Annotated in this window: 21 protein-coding genes and 1 pseudogene; 5 read left to right on the top strand and 17 right to left on the bottom strand. The window is 41.1% G+C overall.

Annotated features, from left to right (window positions below; genetic code table 11):
* Positions 1-68: 68 nt before the first annotated feature.
* A complete protein-coding gene (gene glcT, locus MGG13_RS06000; RefSeq protein ID WP_239034304.1) occupies positions 69-914 on the bottom strand; it encodes a glucose PTS transporter transcription antiterminator GlcT in 846 nt (281 codons plus the stop codon).
* Positions 915-1026: 112 nt separating this feature from the next.
* On the opposite strand from glcT, the gene MGG13_RS05995 reads away from it, so the two are divergent.
* Positions 1027-2013, top strand: coding sequence for a DUF1002 domain-containing protein (locus MGG13_RS05995; protein WP_239034303.1), 987 nt, complete (start codon positions 1027-1029; stop codon positions 2011-2013).
* A 132-nt stretch (positions 2014-2145) separates the two neighbouring features.
* Here MGG13_RS05995 and MGG13_RS05990 read toward each other — a convergent pair.
* The 4 genes and pseudogenes from MGG13_RS05990 to parE all read right to left on the bottom strand — a co-directional run bounded on the left by MGG13_RS05990 (position 2146) and on the right by parE (position 9718).
* Positions 2146-3595, bottom strand: a pseudogene (locus MGG13_RS05990) (IS1182 family transposase).
* Between the two features lie 178 nt (positions 3596-3773).
* Entirely contained in the window at positions 3774-5216 is a 1443-nt protein-coding gene (gene alsT, locus MGG13_RS05985; RefSeq protein ID WP_239035681.1) for a glutamine transporter AlsT, read from the bottom strand.
* Between the two features lie 99 nt (positions 5217-5315).
* Positions 5316-7706, bottom strand: a complete 2391-nt coding sequence (parC, locus tag MGG13_RS05980; RefSeq protein WP_239034302.1) for a DNA topoisomerase IV subunit A — start codon at positions 7704-7706, stop codon at positions 5316-5318.
* Complete coding sequence (gene parE / locus MGG13_RS05975) at positions 7706-9718, bottom strand: DNA topoisomerase IV subunit B (RefSeq protein ID WP_239034301.1); 2013 nt, start codon at positions 9716-9718, stop codon at positions 7706-7708. The genes parC and parE overlap by 1 nt, the downstream gene beginning before the upstream one ends.
* A gap of 197 nt (positions 9719-9915) precedes the next feature.
* On the opposite strand from parE, the gene plsY reads away from it, so the two are divergent.
* On the top strand, positions 9916-10497 hold the full coding sequence (gene plsY / locus MGG13_RS05970; protein ID WP_239034300.1) for a glycerol-3-phosphate 1-O-acyltransferase PlsY: 582 nt from the start codon (positions 9916-9918) through the stop codon (positions 10495-10497).
* 4 nt (positions 10498-10501) lie between these two features.
* Positions 10502-10780 carry a HesB/YadR/YfhF family protein gene (locus MGG13_RS05965; protein ID WP_239034299.1) on the top strand — a complete coding sequence of 93 codons (279 nt, stop codon included), beginning with the start codon at positions 10502-10504 and terminating at the stop codon, positions 10778-10780.
* A 27-nt stretch (positions 10781-10807) separates the two neighbouring features.
* Here the strand turns inward: MGG13_RS05965 and MGG13_RS05960 are convergent, their stop codons facing one another.
* The 4 genes from MGG13_RS05960 to MGG13_RS05945 all read right to left on the bottom strand — a co-directional run bounded on the left by MGG13_RS05960 (position 10808) and on the right by MGG13_RS05945 (position 17057).
* Entirely contained in the window at positions 10808-11227 is a 420-nt protein-coding gene (locus MGG13_RS05960; protein WP_239034298.1) for an acyl-CoA thioesterase, read from the bottom strand.
* Between the two features lie 57 nt (positions 11228-11284).
* Positions 11285-13990 carry an aconitate hydratase AcnA gene (acnA, locus tag MGG13_RS05955; protein ID WP_239034297.1) on the bottom strand — a complete coding sequence of 902 codons (2706 nt, stop codon included), beginning with the start codon at positions 13988-13990 and terminating at the stop codon, positions 11285-11287.
* A gap of 142 nt (positions 13991-14132) precedes the next feature.
* A complete protein-coding gene (locus MGG13_RS05950) occupies positions 14133-15446 on the bottom strand; it encodes a TrkH family potassium uptake protein (protein WP_275416171.1) in 1314 nt (437 codons plus the stop codon).
* An 87-nt stretch (positions 15447-15533) separates the two neighbouring features.
* Complete coding sequence (locus MGG13_RS05945) at positions 15534-17057, bottom strand: glycine betaine uptake BCCT transporter (protein ID WP_239034296.1); 1524 nt, start codon at positions 17055-17057, stop codon at positions 15534-15536.
* Positions 17058-17229: 172 nt separating this feature from the next.
* On the opposite strand from MGG13_RS05945, the gene mscL reads away from it, so the two are divergent.
* Entirely contained in the window at positions 17230-17598 is a 369-nt protein-coding gene (mscL, locus tag MGG13_RS05940; protein ID WP_133432711.1) for a large conductance mechanosensitive channel protein MscL, read from the top strand.
* Between the two features lie 35 nt (positions 17599-17633).
* On the opposite strand, the gene MGG13_RS05935 is transcribed toward mscL, so the two are convergent.
* The 5 genes from MGG13_RS05935 to MGG13_RS05915 all read right to left on the bottom strand — a co-directional run bounded on the left by MGG13_RS05935 (position 17634) and on the right by MGG13_RS05915 (position 22855).
* Positions 17634-18245 (bottom strand): SCO family protein, encoded by a 612-nt coding sequence (locus MGG13_RS05935; protein WP_239034295.1) that lies wholly within the window; start codon positions 18243-18245, stop codon positions 17634-17636.
* Between the two features lie 80 nt (positions 18246-18325).
* Positions 18326-21223, bottom strand: coding sequence for an AAA family ATPase (locus MGG13_RS05930; protein ID WP_239034294.1), 2898 nt, complete (start codon positions 21221-21223; stop codon positions 18326-18328).
* Entirely contained in the window at positions 21210-22322 is a 1113-nt protein-coding gene (locus MGG13_RS05925) for an exonuclease SbcCD subunit D (RefSeq protein ID WP_239034293.1), read from the bottom strand. Before MGG13_RS05925 ends, MGG13_RS05930 begins: the two co-directional genes overlap by 14 nt.
* 75 nt (positions 22323-22397) lie before the next feature.
* On the bottom strand, positions 22398-22616 hold the full coding sequence (locus MGG13_RS05920; protein ID WP_133432707.1) for a DUF2922 domain-containing protein: 219 nt from the start codon (positions 22614-22616) through the stop codon (positions 22398-22400).
* A 35-nt stretch (positions 22617-22651) separates the two neighbouring features.
* Complete coding sequence (locus tag MGG13_RS05915) at positions 22652-22855, bottom strand: DUF1659 domain-containing protein (protein WP_133432706.1); 204 nt, start codon at positions 22853-22855, stop codon at positions 22652-22654.
* 93 nt (positions 22856-22948) lie between these two features.
* Here MGG13_RS05915 and MGG13_RS05910 point away from each other — a divergent pair, with 93 nt between their 5' ends.
* Positions 22949-23437, top strand: a complete 489-nt coding sequence (locus tag MGG13_RS05910; protein ID WP_133432721.1) for a DUF2621 family protein — start codon at positions 22949-22951, stop codon at positions 23435-23437.
* 9 nt (positions 23438-23446) lie between these two features.
* Here the strand turns inward: MGG13_RS05910 and MGG13_RS05905 are convergent, their stop codons facing one another.
* From MGG13_RS05905 to MGG13_RS05895, 3 genes are all read right to left on the bottom strand, one after another.
* Positions 23447-23920: a CcdC family protein gene (locus tag MGG13_RS05905; RefSeq protein WP_133432705.1), complete on the bottom strand. Its 474-nt coding sequence runs from the start codon at positions 23918-23920 to the stop codon at positions 23447-23449.
* 1 nt (position 23921) lies between these two features.
* The gene (locus tag MGG13_RS05900) at positions 23922-24605 is read right to left on the bottom strand and encodes a cytochrome c biogenesis CcdA family protein (RefSeq protein ID WP_133432704.1); all 684 of its coding nucleotides are present in this window, start codon (positions 24603-24605) and stop codon (positions 23922-23924) included.
* A 114-nt stretch (positions 24606-24719) separates the two neighbouring features.
* Complete coding sequence (locus MGG13_RS05895; protein ID WP_133432703.1) at positions 24720-24950, bottom strand: YneF family protein; 231 nt, start codon at positions 24948-24950, stop codon at positions 24720-24722.
* Positions 24951-24956 lie beyond the last annotated feature (6 nt).

Raw genomic sequence — 24956 nt, 5'->3', positions numbered from 1 at the left:
GACACAAAAAGGCATGAGTCTAGACTGGTCCCTTCGTACCAGCCTTAGACTCATGCCTGCATAATCAGTTACACGTCTGTAGCTTCAGTATTAAACTGCTGTATATGCATTGTCAGATAAACCAGCTCTGATTCATATACTGGCTTATTCAGCAATGTCTGCATCATTTTTACTATCTTAATAGCTACATTATAACAAACAGGATACTGTACTTTCAATAAGTTTTCGAGATTTCTTTGTTCCGGGGCTGAATCATTCGCGATGACACGTTGCACAGCAAAGCTGATATGTCTGACAAACCGGGAATAAATAATTGAATTCTTATCGACCTGAATCTTCAGGTCATGCTCAATGATCCTGACTGCACGTGTAATAACTTCAGCCATCAAATTCATATCTCGAATACTTTGACTGCTGATTGACGAATGAATATGGAGCGCAATAAAGCCCACTTCTGACTCCGGCAGCTGCACCTGCAGACGCTCATTCAGCATATTCACTGCAATATAAGCAGCGCTATACTCTCTTGGATATAGTGCTTCTGTTTCATTACTGAATGGATTAGAAATAAAAATCTGGTCATCTAAACGTTTAATTGCGAAGATAATATGATCTGTCAGTGAGAGAAGCAGATTATCGCTGACATCTTCTTCAATCAGATCTTTTATTTCATCGACAACTTCTATGACGACTTTCATGACATCATCATCGCCAATATCCATTAAAGTACGATACCGCTGCTGGTCTTGAAAGGTTTTCAGTTCATATACTTTTTCAATCTGATCAGTATCAATGACTTCTCCTGACTTTTTTCCAAAGCCGATGCCTTTTCCGATTAAAATCACTTCATCGCCATAGTAAGTTGCCACTAGAACATTATTGTTGAGTGTCTTGTCTATGATATAGTTACCCATCTGTCACCTCGTTCTTAAGTCCCATGGCAGAACTTTTATTGCATGCTATAATATTTGTAAGCTTATACATAGTATAGCGAATATTGATACATTTAAAAAGGAGATGACCCACTTGAAAAACAAAACAAAGTTATTTGCTGGTTTACTGACGTTCATTATGTTACTGACATTTACAAGACCTTCCTATGCCGTGACAGAGGAAGCCTGGCAGGAAGCTGTGACTGTATACGGTGCAGCACTCCAGTCTAATGAGAGTCTGAAAAATACGACACATGACCTGCTAGGTACAAAAGACAATGATAAAGTTGCTTATGTCACAGCAGCTGATCTTGGTAAATATTTAAATTTACAGTCATCTGATAATGTACTTAAATCAAGTATCCGAATTACGAAGCTTGCGAAAGGCGCCGGCCTGACACTGACAATCGACCAGTCCAAAGGCAAGATCACGAAACTCACTGAAGATACTTATAAAAATGCCCTCTTAACGGCAAGCGTGACAGACGCTGACGTGAAAATTGCTGCTGCAGAAGATGTGACAGGCGAAAGTGCATTAGCAGGCGTCTACAAAGCTTTCGAAGCGCAAGGTGAACCGATTGATCAGGCACAGACCAAAGCCGCTCAGGACGAACTCGATTCTATTACTAATATCACAGAAGAGAACCAGAACAAAGATGGTTTCTCACAAGAACAGCTGAACAAAGCGATTGCTGAAGCTAAAGCTGAAATCGCAAAACAAGGCGGTAACTTATCTGTGACTGAAATAAAAAATGTCGTCACTGAAAAAATCAACAATAATGGTCTTAACAACGTTTTAAATGACAACCAGATCAATATCATCGTCAACTTCATCAATAATGCACAGCAGCAAGGTATCTTCACAGGTGAGAATGCCGATAAAATCATCGACAGCGCAACAAACTATGTCAATGACATCAAGAACTCTGACACATTCAAAAACGCCGCTGAAAAAGCGAAGGAAGCTGGCAAAGATTTGAAAGACTCATTAGAAGAACAAGGCGTCTGGGATAAATTCGTTGAAGCTGTTAAATCATTTTTCACAGCAATCGGTAACTTCTTCAAATCATTAATGGGCTAAAAAAAAAGACTATGCACATGGAGGCCACTGAAAATCTCACGATTTTCTATAAGCTCACTAATTCCAACAACTCAATAGTGTAAAAGAACCCGTCAATTTCCTCAACATTAGGAAATGACGGGTTCTTTTATCCTATTTTTCATCTATAAGTTTTATGATTCTTTTGATATTCACTACGAATATTGTCGCAGCCGTCTGCATTTCCATATTTAATAGACCCGCGTATTTTGAACTTTTCATACCGTGTCTATTTTTTAATTCAGAGTTCTTTGCCTCAATCATATATCGTTTTCTTGAGATTAACTTGAATCTTTCAGAATCCATGAACTTCATCTGATGTTTATGGGTTTCTGATTTTATTGTCACGCTGTATGTTTTAGATTTAGCGCCATCTCTATAACATCCTATTTTGAGAGGGCAGATCTGGCATTTATCAATGTCAAAATAATAAGTATCCGTCTGGTTTTGACCCTGCTTTTTTCCCTGACGCGCTTTTCTAACGGCTAACTGTCCTGCCGGACATACAAACATACCTGCATCCTTATTATATTCAAAGGCCTGATTCTCTTTACGGACACCATGAATAATATGGGGATGGAGTTTTGAAACCAGTTCGATATTATCATTAAAGCAGTAATCCAGATTGTCTCTTGATGAGTAGGCTGTGTCACCTATAACGGTGTCCACTTCTACACCATTTTCACGTGATTTCTCAATCAACTGCGACAGGTAACATCCATCGGATTTCTCTCCGGTAGTTACAACAGCCGCTGTGATGATACGGTCGGTGTTCATTGCGAGATGGTTCTTATAGCCAAAGAACGACTTATCTTCTGATTTGTGTCCAACACGTGCATCTTCATCCACCGATACTGTATAGGTTGACTCACAATCCTCAATTGTTTCTTTGAAATAGTTTATTTTTTCTTTCACGGATGGAATGGACAGATACTTTTCTTCTTTTAACAGATCATCCAGAAAAGATTTCGACAGATCCAGTGCTTCTTTTGTAGAACAATCATTAAGCTTTAGAGGTTTTATCTTCGTGTCATCTATTTTGCCTGCGGCATATACAATCTGATTTGAACGTTTCTGAAGAATCTCCTTCGGAAGGTAAGCATTGTACCTCGACTGACTATGGGTGGCATCAACGATTAAGGTGGATCCATTTAGAACGCCCTGATTTTGTGCTGTTTCAACGGAAGTTTTAATCAGCAGATCCAGCAGGTTCATGTCCTTGAGACGAAGCTTTCTAAACTTTGTGAGAGAACTGGAGTGAATCACTTCTTCTTCAGGCGCCATATCCAGAAAAAACTTAAAAGACATATCATAACGTGAGCGGTTCCACCACATCAACGTCTGATAAATCAAAAATAACTTTCAGAAGCAGATATTTAAACATTCTGACAGGACTTACGACACTTCTTCCTTTCGTGATCGAATAATTTTCTATTACTTCATCGTAGATGAATGAAAAATCGATAATGTCTTTCATTCTTCTCAGTTTGTTATTTTTAGGTACAACTATGTCATAAAGGTCTGAATAATTACTGTTCATCTTCTGTGAATCCGGTCTGATCATTGAACGACTCCCCCTGTTTCCTTAAGTTTAAATGATGAGAACAAAATAAAGAACATGAATTTCAAAATTCATGTTCTCTAAAAGATTTTTATTCAATTGCGATTCTTCTTTAATTATCAGAATAATCGTAGATTATTAAAGGAGATTTTCAGTGGCCTCTGCACATGCATAGTCTTTTTTATTTGTCTTCATAGTGATAAGGATTGTCGCCCCATGTATCAACTGATGATAAATCTGCTTTAACATTTTTTGTTCTGAAGACTGGATTAAGGCCTTTTTTACGCTGATCTGCATAGTCACGAGCCACTTCAAATACGACGTGTGCTAAGCCGATTATCGCTGTAATGTTTAAGATAGCCATCAGACCCATAAATAAGTCAGCTGTTGCCCACACGGTCTCGACTTTAACAACTGCGCCGAAGAAGACCATGAATACAACAAGTAGACGGAAGATAAACATCACTGTCTTATTCGTTGTTAAATACTCAATGTTTGACTGACCGTAGTAATAGTTACCAATAACAGATGAATAAGCGAACAAGAAGACAGCGACTGTTAAGAATATACCACCGAACGAGCCGACGTGACTATTAAGAGCGGCCTGTGTCACGGCAACACCTTGAGGCGCTTTTTCACCGAATTCAAGTCCAGAATAAAGAAGAATCATGATCGCTGTCGCTGTACAGACGATCATTGTATCAAAGAAGACACCAAGCGACTGAATCAACCCTTGTTTGACCGGGTGAGAGACAGCAGCTGTTGCGGCAGCATTCGGTGCTGACCCCATCCCCGCTTCATTTGAGAAGAGTCCTCGTTTAATCCCCTGCATAATAGTAAAGCCGAGCGCCCCACCAAATGCCTGTTCCATACCGAAGGCACCTTTAACGATAGAAGCAAGCATCGGAATAATCATATTAGCATGTGTCACTAAAATAAACAGTACCAGTAAGATATAAAGAATCGCCATAACAGGGACAATCGTTGATGAAATCTTAGCGATAGAACGAACTCCGCCGAAGATGACGACTGCTGTAATAACAGCAAGAATGAGACCTGTTATCCACGGTGCAATACTGTACTGCGTATTAAAACTCTCTGCAATCGTGTTCGACTGTACTGTGTTGAAGACAAACGCAAATGTCACAGTAATCAGAATCGCAAATGTCACACCCAGCCATTTCTGACCGAGTCCACGTTCCATATAGTATGCCGGACCACCGCGGAAGCCGCCTTCTTTATCCGGTACTTTATAGACTTGCGCTAAAGTCGCCTCGAAGAATGCGGACGCCGCACCGAAGAACGCGATGACCCACATCCAGAAGACTGCACCTGGACCACCAAGCACAATCGCAGTTGCAACGCCGGCAATATTACCTGTTCCTACACGGCTTGCCGCACTGATTGCAAATGCCTGAAATGAGGAAATCCCTTTCTGACCATCATCCAGTGTTTCCGGTTTTTCACCGATTACACGGAACATCTCACGCAGCCATCTAAGTTGAACAAAACGCGAGCTTAAACTAAAGAATAGTCCTGCCATCAGCAGCAGACCAATTAAAAATTGTGTCCAGATTAAATCATTACCTGTCGACACAATGGTCTTGAACCATTCAGGAATCATAGCATCAAAATTAATGTCATTAAAATTCAAAGAACAATCCTCCTGTAAAAAAATACGTATATCACGTATATTATCACAAAAGGATTGTCCAAAGATATATTATTCAGTAATAAACATGTCAGAGACTTTCCCAAAGTCACCTTCATCTACAACAAAACTGCCGTTTGTATAGCGTTCTGTCACACGGATTGATTTCACCGTCTGACTGAAAGTCTGTCCTTTATCTGAAAGTAAATGGAACTGCTCTTCCGGCTGTACGATGGCAGCTGCAACGATACGATGTGGATTGGATTTTAGTTCCTTCAGAAGTAAAAGGCCCCTATTAGCTCTTTTCGAAACTTCCATGTTCAACTTCATCCGTTTCACTGCTCCGCGCTGCGTCGCAATCAGTAAATCACCGTCTTTTTGAATCAGGGTCGCAGCGACTCTATCATCTTTAAGATTGATTGACTTTACACCGGATGCTTTTAAGCCCTGTTCACTGATCTCATCTGTCTGATAGCTCAGTGCATAACCGTTTTGTGTAACGACCATAACTGTGCCTTCATTAACAATATCACTGTAGATGACTTCATCATCTGGTTTCAGTTTAATGCCGACAATCGGACGGGTAAAACGCGTGGTCTGATAATCTTTAAGCGCCGTCTTTTTGATCATACCGTTACGTGTCGCCGTGACTACAAAACGCGTATCAAATGATTCTACAGCAACCATGTTGAGTACACGATCCTGTTCTTTCAGCGGTACAATCTGTGAAACATGTGTACCGAGATCTTTCCACTTCACATCAGGCAAGTTAACGACAGGAATATAGAGATAGTGTCCTTGTGAAGTAAAGACAATGAGCGTGTGCTGCAGATTAGCCTGAGTATGAGTAAGCAGTGTATCGCCCTCTTTAACGCCGACTTCATTCACTTCACTTGCACCGTAGCTTCTTAAAGAAGTTCGTTTAATGTAACCATCTCGTGTCAGGCTGACCATCACTTCTTCATTCGGAACAGTAATGTCTTTAGATATCTTCAGTTCAGCTACTTTCTCTTCTATCTGACTGAGTCGAGGTTCACCGTATTCTTTTTGAACTTGTTTAAGTTCTTTCTTAATGACCTGCTTCAGTTTCTTAGGATTTGCGAGAATTTCAGCCAGTTCTTTGATCTGTGTTTTTAACTGATCATGTTCTTTCTCAAGCGCCACTATATCCGTATTCGTCAGACGATATAGCTGAAGACTGACTATCGCTTCAACCTGTTCCATCGTAAATTCAAATGAATCGACAAGGTTCTGTTTTGCATCCTGCTTGTTACTCGATTTTCTGATAACAGCAATGACATCGTCCAGAATAGAAATTGTTTTAATCAAACCTTCAACAATATGCATGCGGCGCTGAGCCTGCTGCAGCTGATAATCACTCCGTCTTGTGACCACTTCATACTGATGACGGATATAACTGTCCAGCATCTCACGGACACCGAGCTGTTTAGGTCGTCTGTCACTGATGGCTACCATATTGAAATTGTAGTTGATCTGCAGTTCTGTATTCTTATACAAGTAATTCAGAATGCCTTCAGCATTGGCATCTTTTTTAAGCTCGATAGCAATTCTCAGCCCTTCGCGGTCTGTTTCGTCGCGAACTTCCAGAATGCCATCGACTTTCTTATCAGCACGGAGTTCATCAATACGCTTGACGAGCACCCCTTTATTGACCTCATATGGAATCTCAGTCACAATAATCTGACTACGGCCGCCGCGCAGTTCTTCTATATCTACTTTACCGCGGACAACGATTTTGCCTTTACCTGTTTCGTACGCCTGTCTGATGCCTGCCTTACCCTGGATGATTCCCCCCGTCGCAAAATCAGGGCCGGGCATCACTTCCATGATACGGTCCAGATTGACATTCGTATTATCAATGACGAGCAGTGTCGCATCGATGACTTCCTTCAGGTTATGTGTCGGGATATCTGTCGCATAACCTGCTGAAATCCCTGTTGAACCATTGACTAAAAGGTTCGGATATTTAGCAGGCAGGACAACCGGTTCCATCGCTGTATCATCAAAGTTCTGGACATAGTCCACTGTATCATACTGAATATCTTTCAGCAGAAGTTCTGCCAGTTTAGATAACTTGGCCTCAGTATAACGCATGGCTGCAGGTGGATCGTTATCGATACTACCGTTGTTACCGTGCATCTCAACCAGGACATGGCGAAGTTTCCAGTCCTGACTCATACGGACCATCGCTTCATATACGGAAGTATCACCATGCGGATGATAGTTACCGATCACATTACCGACTGTCTTGGCACTTTTTCTGAAATTCTTATCGAATGTATTGCCTTCCTGATGCATCGCAAACAGAATTCGGCGCTGCACCGGCTTCAGGCCGTCACGAACATCGGGAATCGCGCGGTCCTGAATAATATACTTACTGTACCGCGCAAAGCGGTCACCAATGACATCTTCAAGCGGCAGAATCTGTATCTGTTCAGCCATTACGCTTCATCTCCTAACTCTAAATCTTCTATCACGTTGATATCCTCTTCTTCTTTCATGAGCTGTACTTCATCATTTTCAAGGATACCGACATCTTCCTGCATGCCGAATTCAACATGTCTTTCAATCCAGTCACGTCGTGGCTCGACTTTATCCCCCATCAGTGTCGTCAGACGTTTTGCACTTCTTACTTCGTCATTGATCTGCACACGGATAAGCGTACGCGTCTCTGGATTCATCGTCGTCTCCCATAGCTGATCCGGATTCATTTCACCAAGACCTTTGTAACGCTGCAAAGTGAATCCCTTACCGACTTTTTTCTGGACACCCATCAGTTCTTCATCTGTCCAAGCATATTCTATGACTTCGTTCTTCCCTTTCCCTTTTGAGACTTTATAAAGAGGTGGCAAAGCGATATAGACACGACCTGCTTCAAGCATCGGGCGCATATAGTTAAAGAAGAACGTCAAGAGCAGCACCTGAATATGTGCACCGTCTGTATCGGCATCGGTCATAATAATAACTTTATTGTAGTTACTGTCTTTTAATGTAAAGTCAGTACCGACGCCTGCACCGATTGTATGGATGATGGTATTGATTTCTTCATTTTTGAAGATATCTTCAAGCTTTGCTTTCTCTGTATTGATGACTTTCCCTCTTAACGGCAGAATCGCCTGAAACTTACGGTCACGTCCCTGCTTAGCAGAACCGCCGGCAGAATCGCCCTCAACAAGATAGAGCTCATTCTTTTCTGTATTCTTGCTCTGAGCGGGCGTCAGCTTACCTGACAGAAGTGTTTCCTTACGCTTTTTCTTGCCATTACGCGCCTCTTCACGCGCTTTACGTGCTGCTTCACGTGCCTGAGAGGCTTTAACCGCTTTTTTGACCAGACTCTGTGAGAGTTTACCGTTTTCTTCAAGGAAGTAGGGCAGCTGATCAGCAATGACATTGTCGACTGCGCTTCGTGCTTCACTTGTACCCAGCTTAGATTTCGTCTGTCCTTCAAACTGCAGCAGTTCCTCAGGAATCTTGACAGAGATGACAGCTGTCATCCCTTCACGGATATCATTACCGTCCAGATTCTTATCCTTCTGCTTCAGTTCTCCAATTTTGCGGGCATATTCGTTGAACACACGGGTAATCGCCGTCTTCATTCCGACTTCATGTGTCCCCCCATCTTTTGTACGGACATTATTGACGAAGGACAGAATCGTCTCACTGTACTGGTCGTTATATTGAAAGGCAGCTTCTACTTCTATGCCTGCTGATTCTCCTTTAAACATCACGACATCATGCAGCGTCTCTTTCCCTTCATTGACAAAGGCCACAAATGCTTTCAGCCCTTCTTCAAAATGAAAGATATCCTGTTTCTCTTCCTTACCGCGTTTGTCAGTCAGCGTAATCTTTAAATCCTGTAAGAGGAATGCTGATTCTCTAAGACGTTCTGCCAGTGTATCATAGTTAAAATGCACGGTCTGTTTGAATATTTTAGGGTCCGGCATAAAGGTAACGGTCGTTCCAGTCCGTTTAGTCGTGCCTACTTCTTCAAGAGTCGTCATAGGTTGTCCACCGTCTTCAAATCGCTGCTCATGAATCTTGCCGTTATTATATATCGTTACTTTCAGCCATGAACTCAGTGCATTGACGACAGAAGCCCCTACACCGTGCAGACCCCCACTCGTTTTATAGCCACCCTGGCCAAACTTACCGCCTGCATGAAGCACAGTAAAAATGACTTCAGGTGTCGGTTTGCCCGTCTTATGCAGCCCAGTCGGCATACCACGGCCATTATCTGCGACAGTCACACTGCCATCTTTATTAAGCGTGACTTCAATCGCTGATCCATGTCCATTCAGTGCTTCATCTATAGAGTTATCTAATATTTCATAAACGAGATGATGTAATCCGCGGCCATCTGTAGAACCGATATACATACCAGGTCTTTTTCTTACTGCCTCAAGGCCTTCAAGCACCTGAATAGATTCATCATTATATTGATTGTTTTGTACCAAATCGGACCCTCCTGCAAACATATGTTCGTTATTTTTTCATACAATCATTATTCTTCTACATTTTGGTTAAAAAATCAAGTTATATATTAGTTTACATAATAAAGTTATATTTTAATTATAAAAATAATGATAACTACTTATCGTCCATACACCTATATGGTAAACTATTAGTACCTGCTATTAAAAGGAGTGCTTGAATGACTATTGTATGGATGTGTTTAATTGCTTATCTCGTCGGCAGCGTATCGCCCGGCCTACTGATCGGCAAATATTTTTATCATAAAGATATCAGAAACTATGGCAGTGGCAACCTGGGCGCCACCAATACATTCCGCGTCCTCGGACGAAATGCCGGTATAGTGGTGACACTGCTGGATATGGCAAAAGGCGTCATCGGTGCACTTCTACCCCTGCTATTTCATAGTGATGTCCACGGAATCATTGTCGGACTCTTCGCCGTCTTAGGACATGTCTTCTCCATTTTCCTGAAATTTAAAGGTGGTAAGGCTGTCGCGACATCAGCAGGAGTTGTACTTGCTGTCAATCCTGTGCTGTTCATTTTAACCGCTATCGCCTTTTTCAGTGTTCTCTACGCATTTAAGTACGTCTCACTGGCGAGCATCCTTGCCAGCATCATTAATTTTATCGCAGCAGTTCCATTTGGTGACTGGATCATAACAGGCATTTCCTTCATTATCATGGTAATTGTTATTGTTAGACATCGTGCCAACATCAGTCGTATAATGAACCACGAAGAACCAAAAATTAAATGGATGTGATAAAATGAAAATCATTTTAGACGAAAATGCCCAGAACTGGTTTAAAGAAGAACTTCAACTAACAGAGGATATGGCTGTTAAATTCTATCCAAGATATGGTGGAGACTTTCAGCTGAAGCAAGGTTTTGGAATTGGCTTTACTGTTGAGCCATTACCCGCTGACAGCTATAACGAAAAGATTAATGGCATCACTTACTTTGTTGATGCGAAAGATATCTGGTACTTTGAAGATAATACATTAAACGTAACCGTGCAAAACGACGAAGTTATTTATACAAAGTAATACCACGTCCCCTGGACGTGGTATTTTTTATTGCTCGTAAAGTTCCATATATTTCACATGCCATTCTGGGAAGTGCCGGTCCAGTCTGATGGGTCTGTCTGAGCCCTTTTTCAGCAGAACATGCGTTGAAGTACCGTCTGCCACAACGGCACCTGATGCGTTTAAGATTTCATAGCCATAGACCGTTCTTAATTTACTGTACGACTCAATCCAGCTCCTGACGATAACCTTCTCCGGATAAGTCACAGATTGTTTATAGTTTAAATTGATATTGATAACCGGTGAGATAATCCCTTCAGCTTCCATATCTGCATATTTAAATCCTGCTTTCTCAATGAAGTCAGTCCGTGCCACTTCACACCAGATCAGATAATTAGCATGATAGACAACACCCATCTTATCTGTTTCGGCATATCTGACCGCTATCTCTGTTTCCGTAATAAACATATCCTCACTCCTCCGCTACATTATAACAAAAAAACCGGCTGTTAAGCCGGTTAAACATTATGCTAATTTGTTACGAAGAACCATCTGCAGGATACCACCATGACGATAGTAATCAATTTCTACTTCTGAATCAAATCGAGCAAGTGCTTCAAATTCTACTTTTGAGCCGTCTTCTTTGACAGCTGTCACTTTAACGATATCACGAGGACGAATACCTTCATGGATATCGACTGAGATCGCTTCACGTCCAGTTAAACCAAGAGATTCAGCTGAATCTTTTTTCATAAACTGAAGTGGCAGCACACCCATCATGACAAGGTTTGAACGGTGAATTCGCTCGTAACTCTGCGCGATAACGGTTTTGACACCTAACAGATTCGTTCCTTTCGCTGCCCAGTCACGTGATGAACCCATACCGTAGTCATACCCGGCAAGTACCGCAAGTCCTGTGCCGTCTGCCTGATATTTCATTGCCGCATCAAAAATCGGCATCACTTCACCTGTTGGCCAGTAAGTCGTGAAGCCACCTTCAGTCCCTGGTGCAATCTGGTTCTTGATACGGATGTTTGCAAACGTACCACGCATCATGACTTCATGGTTACCACGACGAGAACCATAAGAGTTGAAGTCACGGATATCAACACCATGGTTTTTCAGATAAAGTCCAGCTGGTGTGTCTTTACCGATAGCACCTGCTGGTGAAATATGGTCAGTTGTCACTGAGTCACCGAATTTACCCATTACGCGTAAATCTTTAAGCGGCTGGATCATACCCGGTTCTTTCGATAAGTTCTGGAAGAAAGTCGGATTCTGAATATAAGTAGAATTAGGATCAAAATCATATAACGGCTGATCTGTCGATTCAATCGCATTCCAGAGACTATTTGACTCAAAGACAGATTCATATTCTTTGCGGAATAATTCCGGTGTTACAACTGAATGAACCGTATCTTTTACTTCCTCAATAGAAGGCCATATATCTTTTAAATAAACATCCTGTCCATCAGCACTTTTGCCGAGTGGATCGTTCTGCAGATCAATATCCACTGTACCCGCAAGTGCATAAGCAACAACGAGCTGCGGAGATGCTAAATAGTTCGCTTTAACAAGTGGATGAATACGTCCCTCAAAGTTACGGTTACCTGATAAGACAGATGTCACCAGTAAATCTTCACGAGAAATCGCTTCTTCGATTTCAGGTAATAAAGGACCTGAATTACCGATACAAGTTGTACAACCATAGCCGACTGTATTGAATCCTAACTGGTCCAGGTAGTCCTGAAGACCACTTGCTTCCAGATAACCTGTTACAACTTTAGAACCTGGTGCAAGAGAAGTCTTCACGTATTCAGGTACCTGCAGGCCTTTTTCAATCGCTTTTTTAGCTACGAGTCCCGCTCCGAGCATCACATAAGGATTTGAAGTGTTCGTACAAGAAGTAATCGCCGCAATCGCGATATCGCCTGTCTTGATTTCACCTTGATGCCCATCTGCAAAGTTGATATGCGCTTTTTTATCAAATTCAGATTCATCAAAACCGTGTCCCTGGTTACCGGCTGGCGCAGTAACAGATTTAATGAATTCCTTCTTCATGTCGCTTAACTTGATTAAATCCTGAGGACGTTTAGGACCTGATAAAGAAGCTTCTACTGTCGATAAGTCAAGTTTAACAATATCTGTATAAGTCGGTTCCGGCTTATCCACTGTAAAGAACATATCATTACGCACTAAATATTCTTTAACGACTTGAATATGCTGGTCGTCACGACCTGTCAAACGTAAATAGGCAAGCGATTCCTCGTCTACTGGGAAGAAGCCGCAAGTCGCACCATACTCAGGTGCCATATTCGCAATCGTCGCACGGTCAGCAAGTGGTAATTTTTCAACGCCTGGTCCGAAGAATTCAACAAATTTTCCGACTACCCCTTTTTTACGGAGTTCCTGCGTCACACGCAGTGCTAAGTCTGTTGCAGTTGTACCTTCAGGCAGTTCCCCTGTCAGTTTAACCCCGACAACTTCTGGAATCGGGAAGTATGAAGGCTGTCCGAGCATACCCGCTTCTGCTTCTATACCACCGACACCCCATCCAAGAACACCGATACCATTGATCATAGTTGTATGTGAGTCAGTACCGACCAGTGTATCCGGGAACGCAACTTGCTCACCGTTGATTTCTCTCACATGAACAACATTCGCTAAATACTCTAAGTTCACCTGGTGGACGATACCTGTTGCAGGTGGCACTGCACGGTAATTATCAAATGCTTTAGTCGCCCAGTTTAAGAACTGATAACGTTCCTTGTTACGAGCAAACTCAAGCTCCACATTGCGCTTAAGTGCTGACTCATTACCATACTGGTCAACCTGTACAGAATGGTCAATGACAAGGTCCACCGGTACTTCCGGGTTAATTTTAGTGACGTCTCCCCCAACATCATCCATCGCCTTACGTAGTGAAGCTAAGTCTACTACTGCAGGTACCCCTGTAAAATCCTGCAGAATGACACGTGATGGTTTAAATGGCACTTCTGCATTTGGATCATTTTTCTTACTCCATTTGACTAAATGTTTAATGTGGTCTTCTGTAATGACTCGTCCGTCAAATTGTCGCAGGACCGATTCCAGTAACACACGGATAGAATATGGCAATTTGCTGATTTCACCGAGACCGAGTTCTTCCAGTGATTTTAAGCTGTAGAATGTATAAGTCTTTCCGTTCAGTTCAAATGTCTGCTTTGATGACTGCTGAAGATTTGAATTCATATAAGTTCCCCCTATTGAGTTAAATGCCCTTTCAATCTTATTTTAATCAATTGCAAAAAATAAGTAAACACGCTCATATTTTGAATATCAAATAACAAATCATAAGTTTTGCTTATAAAAAAAGATGCCTTTCTGGCATCTTTTAACCTGTGAGTATATCTTGTTTTGGGTAATGATAAAGCTGTTTTTTCGGTTTAGAGAATGTGAAGACAATGGTTAATACACCAATCTTACCGATCATCATCATCAAGATAATGAGTAATTTACCGGCAACGGAGAGTTTCGCGGTAACGCCCATTGTCAGTCCGACCGTACCAAAAGCTGACACTACTTCAAAAAACAGCGGCAGAAACGGCAGGTCATGCTCGACCTGAACAAGCAGGAAAGTAATGATAAAAATGAGCGTAGAACTGAGAACGACAATCGCAAAACTTCTGAGCAGAAACTTCATTTCGATAGCACGTTCAAATATATTGATTTCTTCCTGACCTCGAATATAGCTGATTGTACCAAAGATAACCATGGCTGCTGTCGTCAGCTTAATACCACCGGCTACAGAAGTAGATCCGCCACCGATAAACATCAGCAGCATCATGAGTAGCAGAGAATCTGTATTCATCGCACCGATATCAATAGAATTGAAGCCTGCTGTCCTCGTTGTCACAGCCTGAAAATAAGACATCTGAAGCTGGTCAAACCAGTGATAGCCTCCTATTGTCTTTTGATTATGCATTTCCAGGAGGAAAATCAGGGCAGTCGCAAAAAAGTTGACGCATATCGTACCAATCAGCATGATCTTTGTATGGACACGCAGTGCATGGAATGATTTCTTCTTGATCAAATCGATATAGACTGTGAAACCCAGCCCACCCATAATAATGAGCGATGTCACAATAAAGTTGATGACTGGGTTCGTACGATGTGACATCATATTATCACTATGTAGCGCGAAGCCTGCGTTATTAAACGCACTGATAGAGGTAAACAGGCTTCGGTATAAACCGTTCCAAAAACCGTACTCGGGAATCCATTCAAGAGCGAGAAGCAGCGTACCTGCAAACTCGAACCCGAGACTGATTATGAGGACAAATTTGACGAGACGCATAATACCGCCGATACTTGTCTGATTAAGCGCCTCAGTAATCAGGAAGCGGTTTTTCAGGCCGACCTTTCTACCGATTAATATAAAGATAACCATTCCAAGGGTCACAATACCAAGTCCTCCGACCTGTATGAGCAGCATAATGACTGTCAGACCAAAATAAGTATAGTCCGCTGTGATATCGATTGTTGCGAGTCCTGTCACTGTAAACGCACTGGTCGCAATAAAGAAATGATCGATTATGGGCACCGGATGTTTCTGTGCGATAGGTAGTGCCAGTAATAAAGTGCCGATACAGAGTGTTACTAAAAAAGATAAGAGAATAATCGTATAGGGATTAGATTTCTTTCTGATGATTGCCCCCTCCTCATTAATCTATTATCTGTCAAAACTGAAATTAATCAATAGAAAAAAGACGGATCAGCTGATCCGTCTTTTATTTTATTCTTTTGTTCTGAAACGTTTATCAGGTTTTAAAGTTAGACCAAGGTGCAGTCTTTCTTTATTCGCATCCTTGTACAATGAATACATCATACCGAGAAGGACAAATGAGAACGGGAATGCGACAATAATAGCCGCACTCTGCAGCGCATTTAACCCACCTGCATAAATCAGGACAAGTGCGATAAGTGATTGTGAAATACCCCAGATGACTTTCACTGTGTTCGGCGGATTAAGTGAGCCATGTGTCGACTGCATACCGAGTACGAATGTCGCTGAGTCTGCTGATGTGATAAAGAAAGTACAGATCAGCAGTAAAGCGAGAATCGATAAGCCGATTCCTAGCGGCATCTCATGGAAGATACCGAATAACTGAGTCTCTAACGTCATCTTACCGATAGCTGGAACTTTTTTGACCACTTCAATTGCTGTTGTGCCAAAGACACTGAACCAGAAGAAGCTGAGTATTGAAGGAACAAGCAGAACGCCAAGCAGAAATTCTCTAATCGTACGTCCTTTAGAGACACGAGCAATAAAGATACCGACGAATGGGCTCCAGCTCATCCACCAGCCCCAGTAATAGATTGTCCATGAACTCATCCATTCCCGTTTAGTTTCGTTAAGCGGTGCCGCATCGAAACTCATGTAAATAAAGTTCTGCAGTAAGTTACCGATTGAAGTAGAGAACATATTCATGATCAATATAGTCGGTCCTACAAAGAGAACACCGAATAAAAGTAATGCTGCAAAAAAGATGTTTAAGTTACTTAAATACTGGATTCCTTTTGATAATCCTGACCAGGCACTCATCAGGAAAAGTACCGTTACAATAATGACGATGATAACCTTAACTAAAAATGTATTTGGAACGTTGAAAAGATAATGTAATCCACCATTGATCTGCTGAGCACCCATCCCTAAGGATACTGCAACCCCTACTACTGTCGCAAATACTGCAAGTACATCAATAATAGTACCTAATACACCTTCAACGTGTTTTCCGAAAATAGGACGAAGTGTTCGAGAGATAAGTCCCGGTTCTCCTTTACGGAATTGAAAATAAGCAAGTCCAAGTGCCACGACGCCGTAAATTGCCCAGGCATGAAAGCCCCAGTGGAAAAATGTCGACCTAAGAGAATCTCTGAAAGCCTGCTTCGTTCCGCTTTCAGCTGTAGGCGGCGTCAAAAAGTGACTGAGAGGTTCAGAAGCACCGTAAAAGACAAGTCCGATACCCATTCCTGCACTAAATAACATCGCGAACCATGATATTAAATTAAATTCAGGTTTATCTGACGGTTTGCCTAATTTCAGTTTTCCGATCGGACTGAAAATGAGAAAAACACAGAAAATAACCATGAATGTTGATATCATGACATAGTACCAGCCAAATTCCTTCGTGATAAAATCGTTAATGTTACCCGTAATTTCTTCAAAATGCGCAGGCCAGATTGCACCGAGTAACACTGTGATCAGTACAAGCACCATTGAAATATAAAATACTTTAGTAATTTTAGCTTTTTCCATCTTGCATCTCCTTTTCTGTATGATAAAAGCAATGTACATCATAACGTACTTAGAGTAAACTTTCAACTTTGCACGGCTGATTGTTGAAATTATCCGTTTTCATTATTTTTCATATTACTATTTCCTTTAGCCTGATAATGATGTAAAATGTTCTAATAGGAGGTGACTATACATGTCATTAATGAAAGAATTCAAAGAGTTTGCTATAAAAGGCAACGTCCTTGAACTTGCTGTCGCTGTTGTCATCGGTGCTGCATTCGGTAAAATTGTTACTGCATTAGTTGAAAGTGTTATCATGCCAATCATCGCTTTAGTTTTTGGTGGTAAAACTGACTTCGCTAAAGACTGGGCTTACATGGGAATTAAATACGGTGTCTTCATTCAATCTATTATCGACTTCCTGATTGTCGCTTTCTCTATCTTCTTATTCGTCAAAGTGTTCAACAAATTAACGAGAGCACAGCCTAAAGAAGAAACTATTGAAGAGAACACAGTTCTTTTAACAGAAATCCGCGATTTACTTCGCAATAAAAACCTTTAATCAAAAAAACCGCGCTGCCTTCTGGCAGTGCGGTTTTATTTTTTGTATGGCCCTTCTTGAATCAAGGTCTTCACATCTTCTACAATTTCACCTTTAGGGAACTTCTGGTCTCCCGTATCTTTACCGATATAATCTTTAATGACTGTGCCATTTTGATCAATCAGATAAAAAGATGTCCCGTGTGTAGCCTGATCATTTCCTGCTGTAGGTGGGATTGCGATTGTTTTGAAGTTTTCCTCACCGAACTGACGAATAAATTTCTCATCATAGCCCGTCATCAACTTCCAGTTATCTGTTTTTGCGCCATATTGTTCTGAATATGATTTCAGTTTAGCCGGTGTATCTCGTTTTGGGTCTACACTGAAACTGATAATGCCGTAATCTTTGACGCCCTCTTTTTCGAGCTCATCGACCACTTTAGTCATATTAAAAGTCATCGGTGGACATACCGTCTCACAGTTTGTAAAGATGAAGTCTGCAATCCAGACCTTGCCTCTCATATCCTTATTGGTGAATGTTTTACCGTCTTCATCTGTTGCTTTGAATTCAGAAACCTGATTACCATAACTCGGCTTAGGCTCGAGCCTAGAGTTACTGCAGGCAGCTAAAAATAAGATAATACCCATTAAAAAAACTAATTTCTTCATACCAGTACCCTCCTTGATATAAATAATATATCACAGAGTTTTTTAGATATTACTAAGAAATTTTGACTAAACTGTAACAATTATTTGATGCTGAAACGTGTAGAACTTAAATAGCCTGTACTTTCAACGTGTAAAATAGCTGGAATTCTCGACTTCAGCATCTCAACATGCGAAATCAGACCTACCATCTTACCGCTTCGTTCGAGCTCAATCAGTGATTCAATCGCTGTCTCAAGGGTCTCATTATCCAGAGTGCCGAAGCCTTCGTCTATAAAGACAGATTCAAGACTGATGCCTCCTGACAACTGGGTCACATAATCACTCAAACCTAATGCGAGCGCAAGAGATGCTAAAAATGTCTCTCCCCCCGATAAAGTGGAAATATCTCTCACCTGATTTGAATAGAGATCAAATATCTCGATATCCAGTCCACTATAGCCCAGTGACTTCTCCTTCTTCCGTCTGAACTGGTAGCGATGATGCGTCATCTCATTTAATCTGAGATTAGATAGGATCAAGGTCTGTTCGAGATAGTATGTCAGTACATAGTTTTCAAGCGTCAGATTGAGGGGATTCTTACCGTTGATGAGTCTTGACAGTTCCAGTGCCTCTTTCTGCTTCGCTATCTTTGCCTCGTATTCTGTCAGTAAGGCATCAATCTGTTTAAGCAGTTCCTCATTATCTCCTACTCTGATCAGCAGTGTATGCTTTTCTGCCTCGAGCATATTGACCGCATTCTCCAAATTTTTAATCGACTCTTCAATCGGCTGGATATCAGTGGACGTGCGACCCGCCATATTCTGATTCAATGTATCCAATTTAAACTGAACTTCCTGCACTGCTGTCTGATAATCTTCAACTTTCTGCTGTAACGTTTCCAGGCGGCTGATATCCACATTCTGTTCAATTGAATCCTCAGTCAGCTTGTTCTTCGTTAAATCAGACTGCAGTTTTAAAGCTAGAGATTCATATTCTGCTTCACTGTCCGACAGTAATACTGTCAAATGACTGAGTTCACTTTCAAGCTTTGATAAAAGACGCTCTTTATCTAGTATCTGACTTTTAAGGTCATTGACATTTTCCTCATGATCCTGAATAGACTGATGACACTGCTGCCAGGCTTCTTCAAACTGCTGATAGGTTTGATAACCCGTTCGTTTCTTAAACTGCTCATACAACTGCTCGCTCAACTGTAAGTCACGCTGTTGATTCTCGTACAGCTGCTGCTGTGATTGATAAATGGACTGATTATTAAGTTCTTTTTGATAATGTTCTGACAAGGACGCGTAGTGACTGTCAGATCGTTCTTTTTTTGCTGTCAGTTCAGATAATTCAACATTTAAAGTCTTCAGCTGCTTAACGACTTCAGTTGTGTCACGAATTTGATAGTGCTGCAGCTGCTCAATCAGACTTTCCAGTTTAATTTTACGATGTTCTATTTTCTGATGTTCTTCTAATGTCTCACGGTCAGGTATGTCTGGTACAACACTTATCTGCTGCATGCACACTGGACAGTGATCACCGGTATGCAGATGTTGCCTAAGCTTTACAACAGCATCTAATAACGGTTCAGTTTTCTTCTGGTTAAGTTCCTGCAGTTCTTCTTCATAAGTGCTTCTGATATTCACTTGTTCATTTTGCTTGTCACTATCACGTCGTTCATTTTCCAGCTGTGTTATCGTGATTTGTTTTACTTGTAACTGCTGACTCAGCTGCTCACGTTCTGTCATGATCTCATTAAGCTCATTCAGCAGCTTTCCTGTATCAACTGGTTCAAGTTGCTCTAATTTTTGCCGGTGTGCTTGAAGTTCATTAATACTTTCTGTTATTTTCTCTTCTAATCGATGCCATTCTTCTTCAACGATATAATGTCGATGATTGTCTCTGAAGTGTTTCTTTTCTTCTATAGAATCATATTCCTGATCAAGTGCCGTCATGGACTCTTTTAAGATCGTAAGCTGATGATCTTCGTGTTTTTGCTTATCTTTTAATGTATTGAAGTCATTTTGCCATACTGTTCTTTTATCCTTTAAGTTATCCAGTGCTTCCTTTTTTTCCTTTAAATAATCGAGCACTAGCAGCTGACTCACTTCATCCTTCGCATTCTGAATAGCTGCATCACTCTCAATTAATTCTGCCTGTCTAGCCTCTGCCTCTTTTATTTGCCTTTGCCAGTCATTGACTTGAATCGCCTGTTCAAGCGACTGCCGCTCAAGTGACAGTTCTTCTAACTTTCGACTCAGTCTAACCTGTACATCTTCAAGTGCATGTTGCTGCCGCTTAACTTCGTCCATATATGAGGCAAACTGCTGACTGATTGTCCCATCAAATCTTTTTTCTGTTTTCACCTGCTCTAATAAAAGATACAGTCTCTCTTCCATTGAATGAACACTTGCTTCCAGCGCTTTCGTTTCTGTCATCAATTTATCTTCCAGTGATTTGAAACGGTCGGTACCAAACAGTGTTCTGAGTACAGGCTGTTTTTCTTTACTAGATGAGACGAGGAATCGCTTAAACTCACCTTGCGGCAATATTAAAATCTGCCTGAACTGATTCGCATCTACTTTCATAATATTCTGCACCGCTTGTTTACCTTCAGCGGGCTTCGCTGCCAGTAGTTTTTTGTCATCAGTAATCTCATGAAGCTGGAATTTTGTATCAGTCATATTCTTATTGCCCGGCTTTTTATAGGGTAACTGACGTTCAGCGATATAGGTCGCGTTATTAATCGTAAAAGTGAAAGTCACACTCGATACTTCATTTTCATCAGCAAACTGACTGCGTAGCGCGTTTTTGTCTCTATCTTTCGTTGAGGCCTCACCGTATAAGGCATAGGTCATCGCATCAAAGAGGATGGTTTTACCTGACCCTGTTCGTCCGCTGATCAGAAAAAGCTGCTCTTTTTTCAGTTCATCAAAATGAATCGTTTCATTAATAAAAGGTCCGAAATTTTTGAGCTCAAGTTTAATAGGTTTCATCATTGACCTCCTTTAACAGACGTTCCAGCGTCTGCTTCTGCTCTTTGCTCAGAGCGCCTTCTGACACCGATTGAATAAACTGTTCAATGATTTCAATGTCTTCCCTTTTGTCGACTTCGGCTATAATATCAGTCGTTATAGCTGTTTCTTCCAGGTAGCGAAGTTCTAAAACATGGGGATATACAGTTTTAAGACGTGTCATCGGATCCTTGATGTGACGCATATCGCTTAAAATAAACTGGTAATAATCATCCTGTTTTAAGCTCAGTTCGTTATTCATCACTTTGTCATAGCTGCTATCAATCACGTGCATATCCCGATATAGTTTAAGCGGCACAAAAATACTCCGTACTTCTTCATCGATAGTAACCAGCCGGTAGCCCTTGGGCTGCTGCACTTCAGAAAATGAGTATTTCATCAGACTGCCACTGTAGTAGACCTTGTCCGATTGAATCGCAAATGGATGGTGGAGGTGACCAAGCGCGACATAGTCAAAATCTTTAAAAATTGACTCAGGCACATATTCCACAGCCCCGATTGAAAGTGCACGTTCCGAATCGCTCTCCTTACCTCCTTGAATAAACAGATGACTGACTGCTACCGATTTTCTGTCTCTGTTCATTGCCGGTCTAATCTGGTCGATGATTCGACTGTAGCTGTCACGATGTGACTCAATGTCATCCTCGAAGTATAGACGCGCTTCAGCAGGCTCTACATAAGGAATTAAATAGAAATCAACATTCTGATAAGTCACCGGCTGAAAGCTGTCAGCTATATGAGTACTTAAATGAAACTGATGCTGCTTAAACCACTCTTTGCCATAGCCCAGTCTAGTGGCACCATCATGGTTACCGCTTACTGCCAGAACAGGCAGCCCTCTATCAATATTGATTTTCTGAATGAATGTTTCAAAGACCTGCACTGCTTCTTTTGAAGGCAGTGCCCGGTCATATATATCTCCCGCAATCATCAGAAGCTCTATTTTCTCTTTGTCTATCTCGTCAATCAGCTGTTCCAGCATAAAAACCTGATCTTCAAGTAGCTGATGCTGATTTAATGTTCTGCCGATATGTAAGTCAGCAATATGCATGATTTTCATGACTTCACCTCATCCATATTATACACAAAAAGACATGCCCTTTACGGGTCATGTCTTAGGTAGATGTCAGATTAATTAGTCTTTCTTGATTAAAATACTTTCAATGCGGTCTACAAGTTTTGCGCTTTTAATAGCGACTGGACGTCCAGCTTTAGTTTCAAAGTACTGCTTGTCAATAATCGTCTGCATCACATTTTCGACTGTCTGCGCATTTAAATCTGCTTTAGGATTAACGACTGAGAACTGATAGCTCTTACCGAAATCCGTCATAAATGTCATCTGAAGTGTTTTCACTGATATTGCCTCCTTTCTTTAGTGATAGTCTTTTTTTAATTAACTACTTTCTGTTCAGTCAGTTCTGCAGTCACATATGTTTCACCAGTCAGCTCGCTGATCAATCCTTGCAGTTCAAGAGCCTGTGTATTCGTCAGATCGAGTCTGACCTGACTGAAACGGCGTGCTTTTTTTGCTTCTCTGCCGTCTTCATCAACTGCTGCGACATATGTCAGGACTAAAGTCAGTTCTTTTAACATGTGTTCACCTCCTTTCACCCTATATATCGGCAGAAGAAGGAGAAATAGACACAGCCCTAAATATTTTTTATAATGAGGCATGAGGTGAATAATTTGAACGATACTTTTATGTATTTAATCTTCTTATGGACGCTGATTTTTATTGGCTTACTGGCAATCGGCGGATTTTTTATGTTCAGGAAGTTTCTAAAGCGGATGCCTAAAGAAGATGGAAGAAGCGAGCTTGACTGGCAGTACTATTACATCAATCAGGCACTGCCACTCTGGCAGGAGGACAGCAGAGCGTTACTGAATGAATTAGTCTCTCCTGTACCTGAACTCTTTCGTGATGTAGCCAAGGAAAGAATAGCAGGACGCATTTCTAAAATCGCGCTGGACGAGAAAGCAGACAAAATTGAACTTGATCATATGATGCGCGGCTATATCATTGCGACACCAAAACGTGACCACGGTTTTATGAAGAAAAAGCTGAAAGAACTGAACATTGATTATAGTCCCTATATGAAATACTTTGAGTTTGCTGATGACGAGAAGAAAAAATTCTCAATATTTGACCATTCAGAACTTGCGCAAAAAAAATAAGACAGTCCGTCAGCGGACTGTCTTATTTATTTGCTGTTCAATTTTTCTGTATTTCAAATACATGGCAATACGCCAGGGAACGATCATACTGAATGCAAGAAGGAAGAACATACCTGCAAGTTCACCGGGATGAATCGTACTGCTGAGGAAATATTTCATGACGGACCGAATGACAAGTAGTGTGATTAATATGACGGGAAAGAGTTTAGAGCGTTTCATATAAATCTGTTTGTCCTTCACTTCAAAGTTAGAAGTGTAGATCAGGAATAATGAGAAAAACATTCCGACAATAACTGCTTCTAATATTTCCATCGGTGTCAGTCTGAAATACGGAAAAATATACATTAAAGCACCGGTTGCCATAAAAAATGGCGGTAAAATAATCTTTTTGACATTAGTCGGATAGTTCTGGGCTTTCATTCTGACTACGATAACGATAAGCCCCATACATACCGCAACAATCATCGACAAGATGACATACATATTAAATCCCCCAGCTGAATAGTCTAGTTATTTCAACCAACAGGTCGAAGAAAAGCAGTATACCCATAATAATCATAATAACCCCGCCTATTTTCATCAATACCTGGCTGTATGTTCGAATGAACTTCAGTTTTGTGATAAAGAAAGTCAGCAGGAAAAATGGAATACAGAAACCAAGGACATAGAGAATCATGTAAAACAGTGCCAGCGATTGATTAGAAAGTGCCAGAGAAATAATGGATCCTACTATTGGCCCCATACACGGTGTCCATCCGGCCGCGAATGCGATACCAATGACGAATGAACCGAAATAACCTGACGGACGATTTTTGAAGTTAAACTTTTTATCCGTCATCAGGAAGTCAGGTGTAAAGATACCGAGCGTCATGAGCCCGAACACAATCATCAGCAGTCCGCCAACCATTCGAATCGTATCATCATACGTCTGCAGTATAGTACTGACAAAACCAATACCTATACCAAACGAAATATAAACAATTGAAAACCCTAGCAGGAATAATAACGTATGCATGATAGCTTTACGGTTGATCTGACCTTCCTGCAGATCATTAAACGATACCCCAGTTATATATGATAGAAACGCTGGATAAATCGGCAGTACACATGGTGAAATAAAACTTAGAATACCTGCCCCAAACGCGAGAGCCATTGTTACATCGCCCATTTAATCACCCCATTCCTTTCTATATTAGCAAACAGTTATATAGGATGAACATCTATATTTTGAACAGTTGATGACAAAAAAATACCCCCATCCAACCAGGACAGGAGCTGTTCATTACTTCAGATTCTGATTCATGTTTTTGTTCATCATAGACATCATCTGATTGATTTTCTTCTGTGATGGTTTCTGACCCATCTGCATCATCATCATGCGTAACATTTCTTCATTAATAGGCGGGTTCTTTTTAAGATAATCCATCATATATTGACGTGCGAAATAAAAACCAGCGGCTGCTCCTGCAGCTGCTGCAAGAATAATTAATAAAATCCAGATCCAAGTTGCCATTCTTTC

This window comes from Macrococcus brunensis (assembly GCF_022343725.1).
Taxonomy (GTDB): domain Bacteria; phylum Bacillota; class Bacilli; order Staphylococcales; family Staphylococcaceae; genus Macrococcus; species Macrococcus brunensis.
The sequence above is the reverse complement of the archived record's forward strand: the minus strand, read 5'-3'. Positions and strand labels throughout refer to the sequence as shown.